Origin of the sequence: Azospira restricta (assembly GCF_016858125.1) — a bacterium.
GTDB lineage: Bacteria > Pseudomonadota > Gammaproteobacteria > Burkholderiales > Rhodocyclaceae > Proximibacter > Proximibacter restrictus.
On sequence record NZ_CP064781.1, the window covers coordinates 2,898,625 to 2,914,449 of the forward strand.

Annotated in this window: 14 protein-coding genes; 4 read left to right on the forward strand and 10 right to left on the reverse strand. The window is 71.6% G+C overall.

The features are described 5' to 3' along the window. Positions 1-17 precede the first annotated feature (17 nt). From IWH25_RS13985 to tsaB, 5 genes are read right to left on the reverse strand one after another with little or no spacing between them, the layout of a single operon-like run. Positions 18-1,010 carry a CapA family protein gene (locus tag IWH25_RS13985; protein ID WP_238998906.1) on the reverse strand — a complete coding sequence of 331 codons (993 nt, stop codon included), beginning with the start codon at positions 1,008-1,010 and terminating at the stop codon, positions 18-20. Further along, on the reverse strand, positions 1,007-1,417 hold the full coding sequence (locus IWH25_RS13990) for a hypothetical protein (protein ID WP_238998907.1): 411 nt from the start codon (positions 1,415-1,417) through the stop codon (positions 1,007-1,009). The genes IWH25_RS13985 and IWH25_RS13990 overlap by 4 nt, the downstream gene beginning before the upstream one ends. Beyond that, a complete protein-coding gene (locus IWH25_RS13995; RefSeq protein WP_203386397.1) occupies positions 1,417-2,178 on the reverse strand; it encodes a uracil-DNA glycosylase in 762 nt (253 codons plus the stop codon). The genes IWH25_RS13990 and IWH25_RS13995 overlap by 1 nt, the downstream gene beginning before the upstream one ends. Next, positions 2,175-2,651, reverse strand: coding sequence for a ribosomal protein S18-alanine N-acetyltransferase (gene rimI / locus IWH25_RS14000; RefSeq protein ID WP_238998908.1), 477 nt, complete (start codon positions 2,649-2,651; stop codon positions 2,175-2,177). Before rimI ends, IWH25_RS13995 begins: the two co-directional genes overlap by 4 nt. Further along, positions 2,648-3,325, reverse strand: a complete 678-nt coding sequence (gene tsaB / locus IWH25_RS14005; RefSeq protein ID WP_203386398.1) for a tRNA (adenosine(37)-N6)-threonylcarbamoyltransferase complex dimerization subunit type 1 TsaB — start codon at positions 3,323-3,325, stop codon at positions 2,648-2,650. The genes rimI and tsaB overlap by 4 nt, the downstream gene beginning before the upstream one ends. A gap of 196 nt (positions 3,326-3,521) precedes the next feature. On the opposite strand from tsaB, the gene IWH25_RS14010 reads away from it, so the two are divergent. Continuing rightward, positions 3,522-4,829, forward strand: coding sequence for an EAL and HDOD domain-containing protein (locus tag IWH25_RS14010; protein ID WP_203386399.1), 1,308 nt, complete (start codon positions 3,522-3,524; stop codon positions 4,827-4,829). 368 nt (positions 4,830-5,197) lie between these two features. Here IWH25_RS14010 and IWH25_RS14015 read toward each other — a convergent pair whose 3' ends face one another. Together IWH25_RS14015 and IWH25_RS19235 are read right to left on the reverse strand one after the other, a co-directional pair. Continuing rightward, positions 5,198-5,506 (reverse strand): hypothetical protein, encoded by a 309-nt coding sequence (locus IWH25_RS14015; RefSeq protein ID WP_203386400.1) that lies wholly within the window; start codon positions 5,504-5,506, stop codon positions 5,198-5,200. Next, a complete protein-coding gene (locus tag IWH25_RS19235; protein ID WP_275403816.1) occupies positions 5,503-5,634 on the reverse strand; it encodes a hypothetical protein in 132 nt (43 codons plus the stop codon). Before IWH25_RS19235 ends, IWH25_RS14015 begins: the two co-directional genes overlap by 4 nt. Before the next feature lie 293 nt (positions 5,635-5,927). On the opposite strand from IWH25_RS19235, the gene IWH25_RS14020 reads away from it, so the two are divergent. Beyond that, complete coding sequence (locus IWH25_RS14020) at positions 5,928-8,984, forward strand: transglycosylase domain-containing protein (RefSeq protein WP_203386401.1); 3,057 nt, start codon at positions 5,928-5,930, stop codon at positions 8,982-8,984. Positions 8,985-9,023: 39 nt separating this feature from the next. Here IWH25_RS14020 and IWH25_RS14025 read toward each other — a convergent pair whose 3' ends face one another. From IWH25_RS14025 to IWH25_RS14035, 3 genes are read right to left on the reverse strand one after another with little or no spacing between them, the layout of a single operon-like run. Next, complete coding sequence (locus tag IWH25_RS14025) at positions 9,024-9,440, reverse strand: DUF3293 domain-containing protein (protein WP_203386402.1); 417 nt, start codon at positions 9,438-9,440, stop codon at positions 9,024-9,026. Beyond that, positions 9,437-10,792 (reverse strand): DNA recombination protein RmuC, encoded by a 1,356-nt coding sequence (locus IWH25_RS14030; RefSeq protein ID WP_203386403.1) that lies wholly within the window; start codon positions 10,790-10,792, stop codon positions 9,437-9,439. The genes IWH25_RS14025 and IWH25_RS14030 overlap by 4 nt, the downstream gene beginning before the upstream one ends. Positions 10,793-10,796: 4 nt before the next feature. Further along, positions 10,797-14,246, reverse strand: a complete 3,450-nt coding sequence (locus IWH25_RS14035) for a DUF748 domain-containing protein (RefSeq protein WP_203386404.1) — start codon at positions 14,244-14,246, stop codon at positions 10,797-10,799. A 214-nt stretch (positions 14,247-14,460) separates the two neighbouring features. On the opposite strand from IWH25_RS14035, the gene IWH25_RS14040 reads away from it, so the two are divergent. Continuing rightward, complete coding sequence (locus IWH25_RS14040; protein ID WP_203386405.1) at positions 14,461-15,429, forward strand: GGDEF domain-containing response regulator; 969 nt, start codon at positions 14,461-14,463, stop codon at positions 15,427-15,429. Continuing rightward, entirely contained in the window at positions 15,426-15,824 is a 399-nt protein-coding gene (locus IWH25_RS14045) for a response regulator (protein WP_203386406.1), read from the forward strand. Before IWH25_RS14040 ends, IWH25_RS14045 begins: the two co-directional genes overlap by 4 nt. Position 15,825 lies beyond the last annotated feature (1 nt).

A 15,825-nucleotide genomic window follows, 5' to 3' on the forward strand; every position in this document is an offset into this window, starting at 1 on the left:
ATCGCCGCGGCGGCCGCTCAGCGGGGTGCTGGCAGCGGCTGCCGCCGCGGCAGCCCTTCGTCGTCGAGCCAGGCAGGGATCGTCTGCCAGTCGCTGACGCCGTCGGCGCCGACGGTCAGTCGCAGCAGCCAACCCTCGCGCTCGGCCGGCGAGTCGAAGCTGTCGAAGACGAAATTGCCGAGGCTGTAAACAATCGGCCGCCCCCGGTAGGTCTCGCTGCCCTGGGTGACGTGCGGATGCGCGCCGACCACCGCCGCGGCGCCGGCGTCGATCATCCGCCGCGCCAGTTCGCGCTGGCGCGGCGACGGCTCGCGCTCGCCCTCCCAGCCCCAGTGCATGAACGGGATGACGATGTCGGCACCGGCCGCGCGCGCGGCGGCGATGCCGCGCAGCACGTGGCCGTCCTCGCTCCAGGCGACGCCCGGCCAGTCCGGGCCGGCCTCGAAGGCGCGCGGCTTGTATTCGTTGTAGCCGAGGATCGCGATGCGCAGGCCGCTGTGCTCGATCCACGCCGGCTGGTGCGCCTCGGCCAGGTTGCGGCCGCCGCCGAAGGCCTGGATGCCGGCGATGTCGAGCAACGACAGCGTTTCCACGAAGGCCTCCGGCCCGTAGTCGCCGGAATGGTTGTTGGCCACCGACAGCGCGTCGAAGCGGCCGGCGAGGCGGTCGATGACGCGCGGGCTGGCGCGGAAGGCGTAGAACTTGCCGGGAATCGGCTCGCCGCCGGAGGCGATCGCCGTCTCCAGGTTGCCGATACGCACGTCGGCGCGGTCGAACTCGTCGGCGAAGTCGGCGAACGGGTCGCGGCCGGCGGCGATCGCGCGTCCCGGGCCATCGTCGAGCATCACGTCGCCGACGAAGAGCAGACGCACCACCGGCGCTGCGCGCTCGGCGATGCCGACGGCGATCGGCGCCGCGACCAGCTCGCCGGCCGCGGCAGCCGGCAGCGGTGCCAGCGCGCAGGCGGCGGCAAGGATCGCGCACAGTTGCGAGCGCAGCCCCCCGCTCATTGCGCCTCCGCCGCAGTGGCCAGCGCGCACCAGTATTCGAGCTCGCTGCCGTAGGCCGATTCGTAGACGCGCTGCAGGCCGGTGAAGCCGTGGCGCCGCCCGGGCGCCTCGCTCGCCGGCCACGGGTAGACGCCCTGATGGACCAGCGCCGGCCCGCCGTCGCGCTCCTCGTAGACGTAGGTCTTCAGCGCCGCCAGCGCGGCCGGCTCGGCCTCGACGACGACGCGGAAGCGCAGGTAGCTGCCGACGCGGACGGCCGGCACCGCGAACGGGGACGCCGTCGGTAGCGCGCGCAGGGTCTGCGTCTCGCCGCCGTAGGCATAGTGGCACACGGCGTCGCCGGCCTGCGCCGGCGACGTCAGCGCGGCCAGCAACAGCGCCGGCAGCATGCAGCGCGGCCGGCGCATCAGCCTTCCGCCAGCTGTCGGCGCATCGTGCGCCGGGCGAAGAGCAGATCCTCCCAGGCCTTGGCCTTGTCGGGCAGGTTCCTGAGCAGGTAGGCCGGGTGGTAGGTGACCAGCACCGGCACCACCAGCTCACCGTCGCGGTATTCGAACAGCCGGCCGCGGCTGGCGCCGAGCGGACGTTCCTCGCCGAGCACGGCGTGCATCGCGGCGCGGCCGAGGAGGACGATCAGCTTCGGCCGCAGCAGCGCGATCTGGCGCTGCAGGTACGGCCGGCAGGCGGCCATTTCCGCCGGCTCCGGCGTGCGGTTGCCGGGCGGACGGCACTTCACCGCGTTGGCGATGTAGACGTTGTCGCCGCGCGCGAGGTCGATCGCCGCCAGCATCGCGTCGAGCAGCTTGCCGGCCTGGCCGACGAAGGGCTCGCCGCGCGCATCCTCCTCGGCGCCCGGGCCTTCGCCGATGAACAGCCAGTCGGCACGCTCGTCGCCGACGCCGAGCACGGCCTGCTTGCGCTCGCGGCAAAGGCCACAGGCGGTGCAGCCGGCGACCGCGGCACGCAACGCCGGCCAGTCCATGCCGGCGACGCTGCCGGCGTCAATGGCGACGGCCGCCGGCGACGCCGGCGCATTCCCGGCCGCGGCGGCGGGAACGGCGTCGTCAGCCGCCGCCGCAACGGCCGCATCGTCATCAGGGCGGCCGCGCAGTCGCCAGACCGGGGAAATGCCCATCTCCCGCAGCAGGCGGGTACGCGACAGGCTCATGCCTTGACCTCGGCCAGCGAATGCACCAGCACCAGCGCGTCCTCGCGTCCGTCGTGCGCCGGGTAGTAGGCCTTGCGCCGGCCGACGCGGACGAAGCCGAAGTGCTGGTAGAGCTCGAGCGCGGCGGCGTTCGACGGTCGCACCTCGAGCAGCAGGCTGGCGGCACCGAGGCGCCGCGAGACCTGCATCGCGTGGCGCAGCAGGCGGGCGCCGAAGCCCATGCGCTGGCGCCTGGCGGCGACGCTGATGTTGAGCAGGTGCGCCTCGTCCACCGCCTGCATGACGACGACGTAGCCGACGAGCTCGCCGCCGACGCGGCAGACCCAGGCGCTGTAGCCGGCGGCGAGCGAATCGGCGAAGTTGCCGCGGGTCCACGGAAACGGGTAGACGGCGGACTCGATCGTCATGATCTCGTCGAGATCGCCGGCGTTCATCGGCAGCATCTCGACCTGCGGCGCGAGCACGGCGCTCATGCCTTGCCCCCGATCGCCAGGCGCTCGACGATGGTCAGCGCCACCTTGTCGCGGACATAGACCGGCGCCGCATCGGCGGCGTCGATGCCCTCGCCGCGCGCCAGCCGCGGCGCGGCAAGCGCGGCGACCGCGGCGGCGGTCGGCAGGATTTCCGGCAGCAGCGCATGCACGCAGGGCGCGAGGCGCTCGTGCAGCACCGGGTAGGCGGTCAGCGCGTTGCCGGCGGCGACCCAGCCACCGCCTTCCGGCAGCGGCACCTCGGCCGGCGGATGGACGCCGGCCGGAGAGACGGCGACGCCGTCGGCGAACAGCCCGCAATAGACCTCGTTCATGCGCGCGTCGAGGCAGACGACGACGCGCGGCGCGGCAACGGCACGCGCCATCGCCTCGAGCGTACCGACCGGCAGCACCGGCAGCCCATGCGCGAAGGCCAGCCCCTGCGCGGCGCCGCAGGCGACGCGCAGGCCGGTGAAGGAGCCGGGGCCGGCGCCGAAGGCGATCGCGTCGAGGTCGGCGAAGCGCACGCCGGCATCGGCCAGGAGCGCCGACACCAACGGCAGCAGCGTCGCCGACGAGGGCTGCCCCGGCGGGCAGTGGCGCTCGTCGATGGCGCCGTCGCGCCACAGCGCGACGGACCCGGCGTCGGTCGAGGATTCGAGGGAGAGGAACAGCATGGCCGGCATTTTAACCGGGACTCGGCGCGACTCGTCGATCCATTGCGATCCGCCCCGTCCGCCGGGGCAGTCGCCGGCTGCGCGAAACCGACACGAGATTGGCACATTCCGTCCACAAAGCGCCGGCGGCCCGCGGGTAGAATCGGTCATCCCCAGAACCGACTCCCCGCACGCCGCCATGCCCCTCGGCAGACTGATGAAGCGACTGATCGGCGGCGCCGAGACAACCGCCGACTTCAACGACGACCCCTTCGGCTCGCGGCCGCCGCCTCCGGCCGCCCGGCTGCCGGCCGACGCCCCGGCCGTGCGCAGCACGATCGTTCACCGCGAGGAACTGATCGACGCGCGCTCGCGCATCGCCGGCTACCGCTTTCGGGTCCGCCGCCTCGGCAGCGAACTGGCGCCGGATCTCGGCGAAACGCTGGCGGCGCTCGCCGCCGAGAACCTCGCCCAGTTCGCCAATCGACGGCTGGCGCTCGTGCCGCTCGCGGCCGGCGACTGGCGGCGCGCCGATTTCCGCCCCTTCGTCGCCGCCGGCACGCACTTCCTCGTCGCGCCGCCGGCCGCCGGCGAGCCGCCCGCCGACTGGCTGGCGGAGCTGCGCGAAATCCGCGATGCCGGCGGCCGCGTCGCGCTCGGCGATGCCGGCGCCGCCGTCGCCGACGCGCTCACCCTGGCCGACCTGCTCATCCTCGACTTCCGCACGCATGCGCTCGACGCCTTCGAGCGCCGCGTACGCGAGCTGCGCCGGCAGCCGCAGCTGGCCCTCGCCGCCGACGGCATCGCCAGCTGGGCCGAGCACCGCCTCTGCCAGTCGCTCGGCCTGACCTACTCGCTCGGCGACTTTGCCGCCGGCGCCGACGACCAGGAGCCGCGCGACAGGCTCGACCAGAGCCGGCTGATTCTGATCGAGATGCTCAACCTGCTGCGCAGCGACGCCGAGCTCGACGAAATCGCCGCGGTCGCCAAGCGCGACCCCGGCATCGCCGTAAAGATCGTCGGCATGGCCAACTCGCCGGCAGCCGGTCTCGCCTCGCCGGTGGCCAGCCTCGAACAGGCGCTGCTGGTGCTCGGGCGGGCGACGGTCTACCGCTGGCTGTCGATTGCGATGTTCCGTACCGGCGGCAGCGGCCGCGACGAAGCACTGCTGGAGATGGCGCTGTGGCGGGCGCGCTTCCTCGAGCTGGCGGCGGCCGGCCGGCTCGGCAAGCCGGCCGGCGACGAGCTGTTCCTGGTCGGCCTGCTGTCGCTGATGGACAGTCTGCTCGGACTGCCGATGGATCAGGTGGTGCGGCGGATGAAGCTGCCGGCGCAGGTGGCCGAGGTGCTGCTGGACAGCGCCGGACCCTACGGCCGCTTCCTGCTGCTGGCGCTGGCGGTGGAGAAGGGGCGCGGCGAACAGGCGGCGAAGTTCGCCGATGCGCTGGACATCGCGCAAGCGCAGGTCGAGGCGGCCGCGCGCGAGGCGCGCAGCTGGGCCGAGGCGGCGCTCGCGGGTAGCTAGGGCGTGTTCACGGTAGATTCATGGGCGCGACGCTACCTGCGCGGGGTGCAGCGCAAGGCGCGGCGGCGCAGCCTGGCTGGTGCCAGGCAAGCCGCCGCAACGCCGCGATGCGCCCGCGCAGGCAGCGTCCCGAAGGGTTGCCCCGTCAAGGTGGCGCCTGCGTCGTTGCACGGCTTGCCCGCACTTCAGCGCGGGCAGCGCCGCGCGCCTAGCATCCGCCACCTTGACGGGGCAACGCGCTCCACGAATCTACTGTGAACACGCCCTAAGCACCGCGCATCAGCGCGTCACGAGGAGGTCGCCGCGCGGACGCCCGAGTCGTGCACCGACTCGTTGCGAAGAAATACCCTGGCGGGGGTGACCGGCGTTCAGCGCCGGTAGTCGCGGCGCCCGGGCCGCATGTCGCGGTTGGCGTCGTGCAGGTCGCGGCGCAGCTGGCGGCGCTCGTCGGGCGACAGGCGCTGCGGATACTGCGGCGGCTGGAAGCCGTCGCCGCGCCGGAAATCGCGCTGCGCGTCCCGCCAGTCGTCGCGCCGCTGCGGTGGATACTGACGGTCGCGCTGCGGCCGTTCCTGCGCCCACGGCCCGCCGCGCCCGCCGTCGAAGGCCGGCGCGGGCAACGCCGCGGCCAGCAGCAGCACGCTCAGCGCCGCAACGAGGGCACGCCGCGGAATCATTGCCGCACGGCCTCCGCCAGCGCCAGCGCGGCCGTACGCAGCGAGTCGCGCAGGCCGCCCCGCGCGTCGTCGTTTACGACCAGCATCACGATTGCACCGATCAACATGCTGAGAAAGAGTTTGCCCATGAGGTCACCCCGCGCCTGCCGTGGCCGACTGCCACGCTTCGCATGTTGCGGGGGACTTGTAAGCGAAGTTTGTTGACGCCGGCGCGAATTGTAAAGCTTTGTAATCGGCGCGGCGCAGCCGTTTCGCCCGCCGCCCCGGCCGCCGGCACGACGCCGGCGACCGTCACGCTGCGGAAATTTCCCGCCGCGACAATGGTCTACACTGTGTGTGCGGTTGCGCCACCGGACGCCCGTCCGGCGCGGCGGCCGCAGCCGCGGAAATGCGGTTGTCGTTGGCGGGAGGGAACGTCGGCATGGATAGGGAATGCTTCCTGACAAGTCCCCGGCAAGCCCGGCGCCGGCGGCGCTTTCGCTGGCTGCATGCGGCGCTGACCGTCACGCTGCCGGCGCTGGCCGTCGCCGGCATCATCTGGGAGATGCACGACTCGGCGATGCAGGCGCGGGTGTTTTCGGCAATGGCCGGCCGCGCCGCATGGACGCTGGCCGACGGCGCCGACGCCGGCATCTGGCTGCCCCGCTCCGGCCCCTACGACATCCGCCTCGGCTACAGCCGGATGAAGGACATGCTGCCGCAGCTGGTCGCCGACGGCTACACGATCACCGAGCAGGCGCGGCAGTCGGACGGTTTCCGCGAACTGACCGCGCACGGCTTCTATCCGATCTACCGCGAGAAGTCGCAGGCCGGCCTGGCGCTGTTCGACCAGCGTGACGAGACGCTGCACCTGCGCCGCTATCCCGAACGCCAGTACGCCGACTTCGACGACATCCCGCCGCTGCTGGTCGATGCCCTGCTCTACGTCGAGAACCGCGGCCTGCTCGATGACGACGCGCCGACGCGCAACCCGGCGATCGACTGGGGGCGACTCGGCCAGGCCGCCGCCGGCCAGGCGCTGCGCGCGCTCAGTGCCGACGCCGCACGCGCCGGCGGCAGCACGCTGGCGACGCAGATCGAGAAGTTCCGCCACTCGCCGGGCGGGCGCACCCGCGACGCCGACGACAAGTGGCGGCAGATGGTGTCGGCCTCGCTGCGCGCCTACCAGGACGGCGAGGACACGCTGGCGGCGCGCCGCCGCATCGTGCTCGACTTCCTGAACTCGGTGCCGCTCGGCGGCATGCCCGCCTACGGCGAGGTCAACGGCCTCGGCGACGGGCTGTGGGCCTGGTACGGCCGCGACTTCGCCGACGCCAACCGGCTGCTGAAGGACGCCGCCGCCGACCCCGAACGACGTGCCCGCGCCTTCAAGGAAGCGCTGTCGCTGATCATCGCCCAGCGCCGTCCGAGCGACCTGCTCGGCGCCAACCCGGCGCGGCTCGCGGCACTCGCCGACAGCCACATCCGGCTGCTCGCGCGCGACGGCGTGATCGACGAGAACCTGCGCGAATGGGCGCTGGCGGTGCAGGTGGCGCCGCAGCGGCGCGGCGGCGACGGCGAGCGGATCGCTTTCGCGCAGCGGAAGGCGGTGAACGACGCCCGCGTGCACCTCGGCGAACTGCTCGGCGAGAGCGACCTGCACACCCTCGACCGCCTCGATCTCGACGCCCGGAGCACGCTCGACGGCGCCGCGCAGGCCGCCGTCACCGGCTACCTGGCGCAGCTCGCCGACCCCGACTACCTGCGTTGCGCCGGCTTCCTCGCGCCGCGCCTGCTGGCCCGCGGCGAGCCGGCGGCGGTGCATTACAGCTTCTCCCTCTACGAACGCGCCGGGCTCGGCAACCTGCTGCGCGTGCAGGCCGACAACCTCGACCAGCCGCTCGACATCAACGCCGGCACCCGTCTCGACCTCGGCTCGAGCGCCAAGCTGCGGACGCTGGTGTCCTATCTCGCGGTGATCGCCGACCTGCACCGGCGCTACGCCGGGCTCGGGCCGGCGGCGCTCGCCAGGGTGCGGGCGGCGCCGGGCGACCGCCTGAGCCGCTGGGCGCTCGACTACCTGGCGAACGCGAAGGAGCGCGGACTGACGCCGATGCTCGAAGCCGCGCTCGCCCGGCGCTATTCGGCGAACCCGCACGAGACCTTCTTCACCGGCGGCGGCGCGCACCGCTTCGAGAATTTCAAGCGCGAGGACGACGCGAAGAATCCGAGCGTCGCCGAGGCGCTCGAGCAGTCGATCAACCTTTCCTTCGTGCGGGTGATGCGCGACGTCGTCCATTACCACGCCTACGAGGCCGTGGACGCGCCGGCGCGCGGGCTGCGCGACGGCGACGAGGCGGCGCGGCACGCCTTCCTCGAGCGTTTCGCCGACCGCGAGGGGCAGGCCTACCTGCTGCGCTTCTGGCACAAGTACCGCGACCAGGCGCCCGACGAGCGGCGCCGGCTGCTCGCCGAAAGCGCCGGCGACAAGCCGTCGCGGCTGGCCGCCGCCTACTTCGGCAGCGGCGGCGCGCCGGCCGACTTCGGCGACTTCGCCGACTTCGTGCGCGGCCGCCTCGGCCCGCGCGCCGGCGACGACGCGGCGCTGCGCCGCCTGCATGGCACCTACGCCGGCAAGTCGTTCGCGCTCGCCGACTGGGGCTACCTCGCCCGCCTGCACCCGCTCGAACTGTGGCTCGCCGGCCACCTGCAGCGGCACCCCGAGGCGAGCTGGGACGAGCTGCTCGCGGCCAGCACCGGCGAGCGCAGCGCCGCCGCCAGCTGGCTGTTCAAGAGCCGCTACCGGCATGCGCAGGACCTGCGCCTGGCGATCATCGTCGAGGTCGCCGCCTTCGAGCGGCTGGCCGCCGAATGGCGCCGCCTCGGCTACCCCTTCGAGCAGCTGGCGCCATCGCTGGCCACCGCCATCGGCAGCTCGGCCGACCGCCCGGCGGCGCTCGCCGAGCTTGCCGGCATCCTGCTCAACGACGGCGTCCGCCGGCCGGTCGTGCGCATCAGCGAACTGCGCTTCGCCGCCGCGACGCCGTTCGAGACCCGGCTGCTGCTCGCCCCGGCCGACGGCGAACGCGTGCTGCCGGCCGAAGTCGCCGCGGCGGCGCGGCAGGCGATGCTGCGCGTCGTCGACAACGGCACCGCGCGCCGGCTGCGCGGCGCCTACCGCGACGTCGAGGGTACGCCGCTCGCGGTCGGCGGCAAGACCGGCACCGGCGACCACCGCTACCACATCGTCGACAGCAGCGGGCAGTCGGTCAGCTCGCGGGTGATGAACCGCGCGGCGACCTTCGCCTTCTTCCTCGGCGAGCGCTTCTACGGCGTCGCCACCGCCTACGTGCCGGGCGCGGCGGCCGCCGACTACGAGTTCACGTCGGCGTTGCCGGTGCAGATCGTCAGGGAAGTCGAGCCGCTGCTGCGGCCGCTGCTGACCGGCGCCCCGGCCGCCGCACCGGCCTGCCTGCAGGCGACGGCACGGGCACGCTGAGCGTCGGCGGCCGACGCCGTCGCCCCCGGCGGCGGGCGCTCACCCGACCCAAACCAGCTCGGGCACCCCGGCCGCATCGCCGGCGACGATCGCGTTCTGCCCGAAGCGCGCCGCCAGCCGCAAGGCCTCGTCGCGCGCCAGCCCGGGCACGAAGACGCTGGCCTCCGGCGGCCAGTCGCCGGCGTCGGCGAGATTGACGCCGAGCCAGCCCTCGTAGCCGGCCGCCGCCAGGCAATCGTACAACTCGGAGAAGCGCCGGGCGTTGTCGGCATCCGAGAGCCGCTGCGTATCGGGGTTGGCGGCGCAGAGGATCGCCCATCGCCCGATGCCGCGTGTGGCCAAGGTAGCGACGAGCGCCGGCGAGGCCTCGCCGAGGCGCAGACTGACGCCGCCCCCCGGCAGGTCGACGCAGTAGGCGGTGGCGCGGTAGGCGGCCTCCAGTTCCGGCGTTCTCACGCGTCCTCGTCGTTCGCCGCGAAGAGGTCGTCCTCGGCGCCGAGCAGCGCGCTCGCGTCGGCCGCCGGCAACGCTTCGACCGCCTTCAGTTTCTTCGTCACCGCGCGCGTGCGCACCTCCGCCTTGTCGATCGAGTTGCTCGCCTCCTGCAATTTCTTCTTCGTGTGCGCAAGCGCCTCGCCGAACTTGCCGAACTCGCTCTTCACCGCGCCGAGCACGGCCCACACCTCGGACGAGCGCTGCTCGATGGCGAGCGTGCGGAAGCCCATCTGCAGGCTGTTCAACATCGCCGCCAGCGTCGTCGGGCCGGCGATCGAAACGCGCCAGTCGCGCTGCAGCGCCTCGGCCAGCCCTGGGCGGCGCAGCACCTCGGCGTAGAGCCCTTCGATCGGCAGGTAGAGGATGGCGAAGTCGGTGGTGTGCGGCGGCTCGACGTACTTCTCGCGGATCGTCTTCGCCTCGTTCTTCAGCCGCGTCTCCAGCGCGCGCGCGGCCGCCTCGACCGCCGCCGGATCGGCGCGCTCCTGCGCCTCCAGCAGCTTCTGGTAGTCCTCGATCGGGAACTTGGCATCGATCGGCAGCCACACCGGTTCGCCGTCGTCCTTGCCCGGCAGGCGGATCGCGAACTCGACGCGGTCGTTGCTCCGCGGCCGCGTCGCCACGTTCTCGGCGTACTGCTCGGCGGTCAGCACCTGCTCGAGCAGCGCGGCGAGCTGCACCTCGCCCCAGGTGCCGCGCGTCTTGACGTTGGACAGCACCTTCTTCAGGTCACCGACGCCGGCGGCCAGCGTCTGCATCTCGCCGAGCCCGCGATGCACCAGCTCCAGGCGGTCGGAGACGAGCTTGAACGATTCGCCGAGGCGCTGCTCCAGCGTCGCATGCAGCTTCTCGTCGACGGTCTTGCGCATTTCCTCGAGCTTCGCCGCATTGTCGCCCTGGATCGCGGCGAGCCGCGTCTCGACGGTCTGCCGCAACTGCTCGACGCGGGCGTCGAAACTCTGCGTCAGCCGCGCGAGGTGCTGGCCGAAGGCTTCGAACTGCTGCGCCTGCAGCGTGCCGAGCTGGCCGACCTGGCCGGCCAGCGACTGGCCGAGGCGGTCGAGCGCCGCCGCCTGCTCGGCGCGGTCGCCGCGCGCCGTCTCGGCGGCCTCGGCGCGCACGCGCGACAACTCCTCGCGCAACTCGCGCGTCTGCCGCTCGAGGACGACCTCGACGGCGCGGAAGCGCTCCTCGACCAGCGCGTCGAGCGCAGCGCCGTCGGCGGCACCACGGCTGCGTGCGAGCAGGATCAGTTGCAACACGGCGACGGCGGCGATGCCGCCCGCCAGCAGATAGGTGATCGTTTCGTTCATCGTCCTACTTCAGTGAAAAATCGACGCGGCTGCCCTTGGCCTTTTCCTGCTGCGGGCCCTCGCCCGGGGTCAGGTGCGGCTGCAGGATGAACACCCGCTCGCTCGCCACCTTGCCCTCCTCGGTCAGCCACTGCGCGACGTTGCGCGCGCGGCGGTCGGCCAGCCGGCGCAGCGCTTCGTCGTCGGCCTTCATGTTGGCCAGCATCAGCTTCTCCATCTCCTCGACCGGCAGGTCCTTGACCAGGCCGATGATGTTGCGCGGCTTCGGGAATTTCTCGGCCTTGTAGGCCTTCTCGAGGTAGCGCGGGTAATCCTTGTCGGGGATCACGACGTCCTCGAGCGAGCCGCTCTCCACCCCCTGCTTGACCAGCTCCTCGAGCCGCTGCGCCTTCACGCGGCGCATCATCAGCGCGTGCTTCAGACCCTCGCGGTCATTGTCCGGATCGATCCGGCCGGCCAGCTCGACCTTCAGCCCCGGACGGTCCTCGAGCGCCTTCGCCAGCGACTTCATCCGCTCCAGCATCGGCCCGGAGATGCTCGCGTAGCCGTAGTCGAACTCGACGTAGGCCATCTCCTCGCCGCCGCCGAACAGCGAGCCGAGCAGCGCGAACGGCGAGGTCACCGCCTTGACGAAGAGGTTGACGATGACCTTGACGATGACGCCGCCGACGCTGAACTCGGGATCGTCGAGCGAACCGGCGATCGGCAGGTTGATGTCGATCTCGCCGGCGCGGTTCTTCAGCAGCGCGACCGCCAGCGTCACCGGCAGCTTGGTCGCCGTCGGGCTCTCCACCGGCTCGCCGAAGGTCAGCTGGTCGAGGAAGACGCGGTTCTCGGCGACCAGCTGATTGTCGTCGATCTTGTACTTGAGGAACAGCGACAGCTTGCCCTTCTCGATCGCGTAGCCGGCGTACTTGCCCGAATACGGCGAGAAGCCGGTCAGCTCGACGCCCTTCACTTCGGCGTCGAGGTCGAGGTAGCGCTTGGCGGCGAAGGGGTTGAGCTTGGCGGTGACGGTCAGCGGCGCCAGGTCGTTGTAGGTGCCGCGCAGCTCGAGGTCGGCCAGCGTGCCGGCGGTGGACGACAGCCCGGTGACGCGACCGCCGACCTTGGTCAGGTTGGCCGAGTAGTTGGGCTTGACGAAGTTGTCGGTGAAGGCGACGCGCCCGCCCTGCAGCGTGACCTTGCCGATCCTGACCGGCACCACCGCCTTCTCGGGCTTCGGCGGCAGCGTCGCCACCGCCTTGCCCTCGCCGCTGACGACGGCCGGCACGGGTGCCGCGGCCGGCGGCTCGCCGGCAGCCTTGCCGTCCGCTGGCGCCGCCTCGCCGTCCTTGCCCTTCACCATCTGCAGCAGGTTGAGCTTGCCCTCCGGACTGACGATGACGCGGGCGAAGAAGTCGGTCAGCGCGATCTCGCCGACGTTGACCGCGAGCGGGTTGCTGGCGACATCGACCTGGCCGAAGTGGAACGATTTCCAGCGCAGGAAGTTGGCCGAATTGACCTTGTCCACCGAGTGGAAGTCGCCGAGCGTGAGGTCCCCCTTGTAGCCTGCCGCGAGTCCCTCCTTGGCCGGCGCGAAGGCGACCTCGCCCTTGGCGGTGACGACGCCGCGGGTCACGGTCAGGTTCAGCAGCTCGCCGAAATACGGCTGCAGCGGCAGCAGCTCGATCTCGCGCAGTGCCAGCTGCAGCGTGCCCTGCGACTGCAGCGGGCGCAGCTTGCCGGCGATCTCCGCCTCGCCCTTCTTGTTCACGCGCAGCTTCGCCGTGAGCTGTGCCTCGGCGTCCGGCGCCGTCGATACGTTCGCCGCCTCGAGCGAGCTCAGTTCGACCGTCTGCACCGCCGCCGGCGAGAAGGTGTTGTCCTCGAAACGGAGCAGATGGTCGGCGAGCGTCACCTTGTCGACGACGACGCGCCAGGGCGCCTCGCCGCCGCCGGCGTCGTCGGCCGGCTTGCCGGAGGCCCCTGCGGCAGCCCCGTCGGGCTTCGCGGCCGTCTTCAGCGCCGGTGCGCGCAGGAAGGCCAGGCTGCCGTCCTTGGCGCGGGCAACGTTCAGGCGTACGCCGCGCATCGCATATTCGCCGATGCGCAGTTCGCACTTGTGCAGGTCAAGGCTGCCCTGGCGCACCGCAATTTCGTCGATCTGCGCCTGCGTGCCGCCGTCCACCTTCCAGGCCAGCGCCAGGGACATCGGCTTGCCGCCGCTGCTGTCGAAGCCCGCGGCATCGACCTGCAGGTCGCGCAGCGCGAGCCGCTGCTCGCTGCCGGTCGAGCGGTCGTGCAGGCGGACCGCGCCGCCCTTCAGCTCGACCCGGTCGATCGCCAGCCGCAGCGGCGCCGCGGCCTCCTTGCCGGCCTTCGCCGCCGGCTTGGCGTTCGCCGCCGGCACCGCGGGCAGCAGCGCCAGCCAGTTGAGGCGGCCGTCGCGGTCGATGCGCGCGTCGACTTCCGGCGCCTCGATGCTGATCCGTTCGATGCCGACGGCGAGCTTGACCAGGTCGACCTCGCGCAGCGCGACCTCCAGCCGCTGCAGCGCGAACAGCGGCGTTCCGTCCGTTTCGGCGAGCTTGAGCGCCTTCAGCGCGACCTTGCCGGCCAAGGTCAGCGCCGGTGGCTGGTCCTTCGCCTGCACGAAGCGCAGGCGCAACTCGCTGTCGAGCGCGCCGGAATCGATGCGGATCGGCACCTCGACCGGCGAATAGGCGAAATAGCGCGCCAGCTGCAGATTGTCGAGGTCGAGCGCCAGCTCGCTCTCGTGCGATTCGGCGAACGGGCGGCTCTTGCCGGTGAGCACCAGCGGCGCGCCGTTGATCGTCGCCGAGAAATGCGGCTCGACGTAGGTATCGGCGAAGAACGACAGGCTGGAGACGAAGGGCAGGCGCAGCGTCAGGTCGGTCACCGCATGGCTGACCCCTTCCAGGCGGTCGTCGAACTCGAGCTTGCCGCCGCTGATCTGGATGTTGCTCACCGAGAAGCGCGGCGGCGGCCCGCCCTCTTCCTTCGGCTTCGCCATCCACTCGTCGAGCAGATCGGAAAAGTTGTAGCGCTTGTCGGGATGGCGCGTCACGCGCAGGCGCGGGCCGAGCAGCTCGACTTCCTTGATGACGATGCCGGCCACGGCCGCCGAGCCGAGTTCGGCGTTCACCCGCAGCGAATCGAAGCCGAGCACCTCGGCGCCGGCCTGGCCGGCAGCGCCGTCCGCCGCCTTCTCGCGTACCGACAGGCCGCGGATCGTCGCCGTCAGCGTATAGGGGTTGAGGCTCACCGACTCGACCGCGACCTCGCGGTGCAGGGCCTCGCCCAGCTGGCTGACGAGAAGGTGCTTGATCAGCGGCGGCGCCGCGAGGAAGCCGAGGACGCCGACGACGGCGAAGGCGATGGCGGCGCGGAGTCCCCATTTTCGGGTGCGGGGATGGCGGACAAGGGCGGCGGGGTCGATTTTCTTGAACATTTTTCTCACCTCTTCGTTTCCTGGCGGGTGGAACCAGACGGAATGCCGCCGGCACCGCGCGCGGCAGCGGATTGCCTGACAGCTGCATTCGAATCTGCTGATTTATCAATTTACCATGCCGCCCACTGCTTTGCCGGGAACACGGCGCGGCGCCGATTCAGGCTAAAATGAGCCGCTTGCAAACTCGTCGGCCGGCCAACAACCTGGGCACCGCATGAAGACCCTCGTCGTCGAAGATACGCGCATCAGCCTGAAGCTCGTCTGCCACCACCTCGAACGCATGGGGATCACCCCCATTCCCGCCGAGAACGGCACGCGTGCGGTCGAACTGTTCATCGACGAGCAGCCGGACATGGTGCTGCTCGACATCGTCCTGCCCGACATCGACGGCTTCGAGGTGGCGCGCCGCATCCGCGCGGCGGAGAAGCCCGGCGACTGGACGCCGATCCTGTTCCTGACCTCGATGACCGACGACGAGGCGCTCGAGCAAGGCATCGCCGCCGGCGGCGACGACTACCTCTACAAGCCGATCAGCGAGATCGTGCTCGGCGCCAAGATTCGCGCGATGCAGCGCATCATCCAGATGCGCAACTCGCTGCTGGTGATGACCCGGAAGCTCGACATCGCCAATCGCGAGCTGCGCCGGCTGACCTCGCTCGACGGGCTGACCGGTATCGCCAACCGCCGCCATTTCCAGGAAACGCTGGAGCGCGAATGGCGGCGTTCGATGCGCCATGGCACCGAATTCTCGCTGCTGATGTGCGACGTCGACCGCTTCAAGGCCTTCAACGACAACCTCGGCCACCAGGCCGGCGACGACTGCCTGCGCCGCGTCGCCGGCACGCTCGCCGCGACCGTGGTGCGCGGCGGCGACTTCGTCGCCCGCTACGGCGGAGAGGAATTTGCCGTGATCCTGCCGGAAACGCCGCTGGCCGGCGCGCTGGTCGTCGCCGAGCGCATGCGCAGCGCCATCCACGCGCTCGACATCGCCCATCCGCAGGGCGAAGGCGGCCGCCTGACGATGAGCTTCGGCGCCACCTCCGGCGTCGCCATGCCCGAAGCCGCCGCCACCGACCTGGTCAAGCTCGCCGACAAGGCCCTCTACCAGGCGAAGAACGAGGGGCGCGACCGAGTCTGCGCCCTCTCCTCGATGGACCTCACCGAAACCGAGCTACCGCAATGAGCCGCACCGCCCCGAAAATCCTGATCGTCGACGACAACGACCTGATGCGCACGCTGCTGCGCGGCATCCTGCGCGGCGAGGACTACGAGATCGTCGGCGAGGCGAAGAACGGCCTGCTCGCCGTCGACGCAGTGCAGCGCTACCTGCCGGACATCGTCTGTCTCGACGTGATGATGCCGGAGATGGACGGCCTCGAGGCGCTGCAGGCGATCAAGGAATTCCGCCCGGAGACGATGGTGGTGATGATCACCGGCAGCCCGAGCAAGGAAAACGTCGAGGAATCGATCCAGGGCGGCGCCGCCGGCTTCATCATCAAGCCGTTCAACGCGGCGAAGGTGCTCGACACCCTCGGCCGGCTGTGGCAATCGCGCCCCGGCGCGGCCGCCGTGCAGTAAC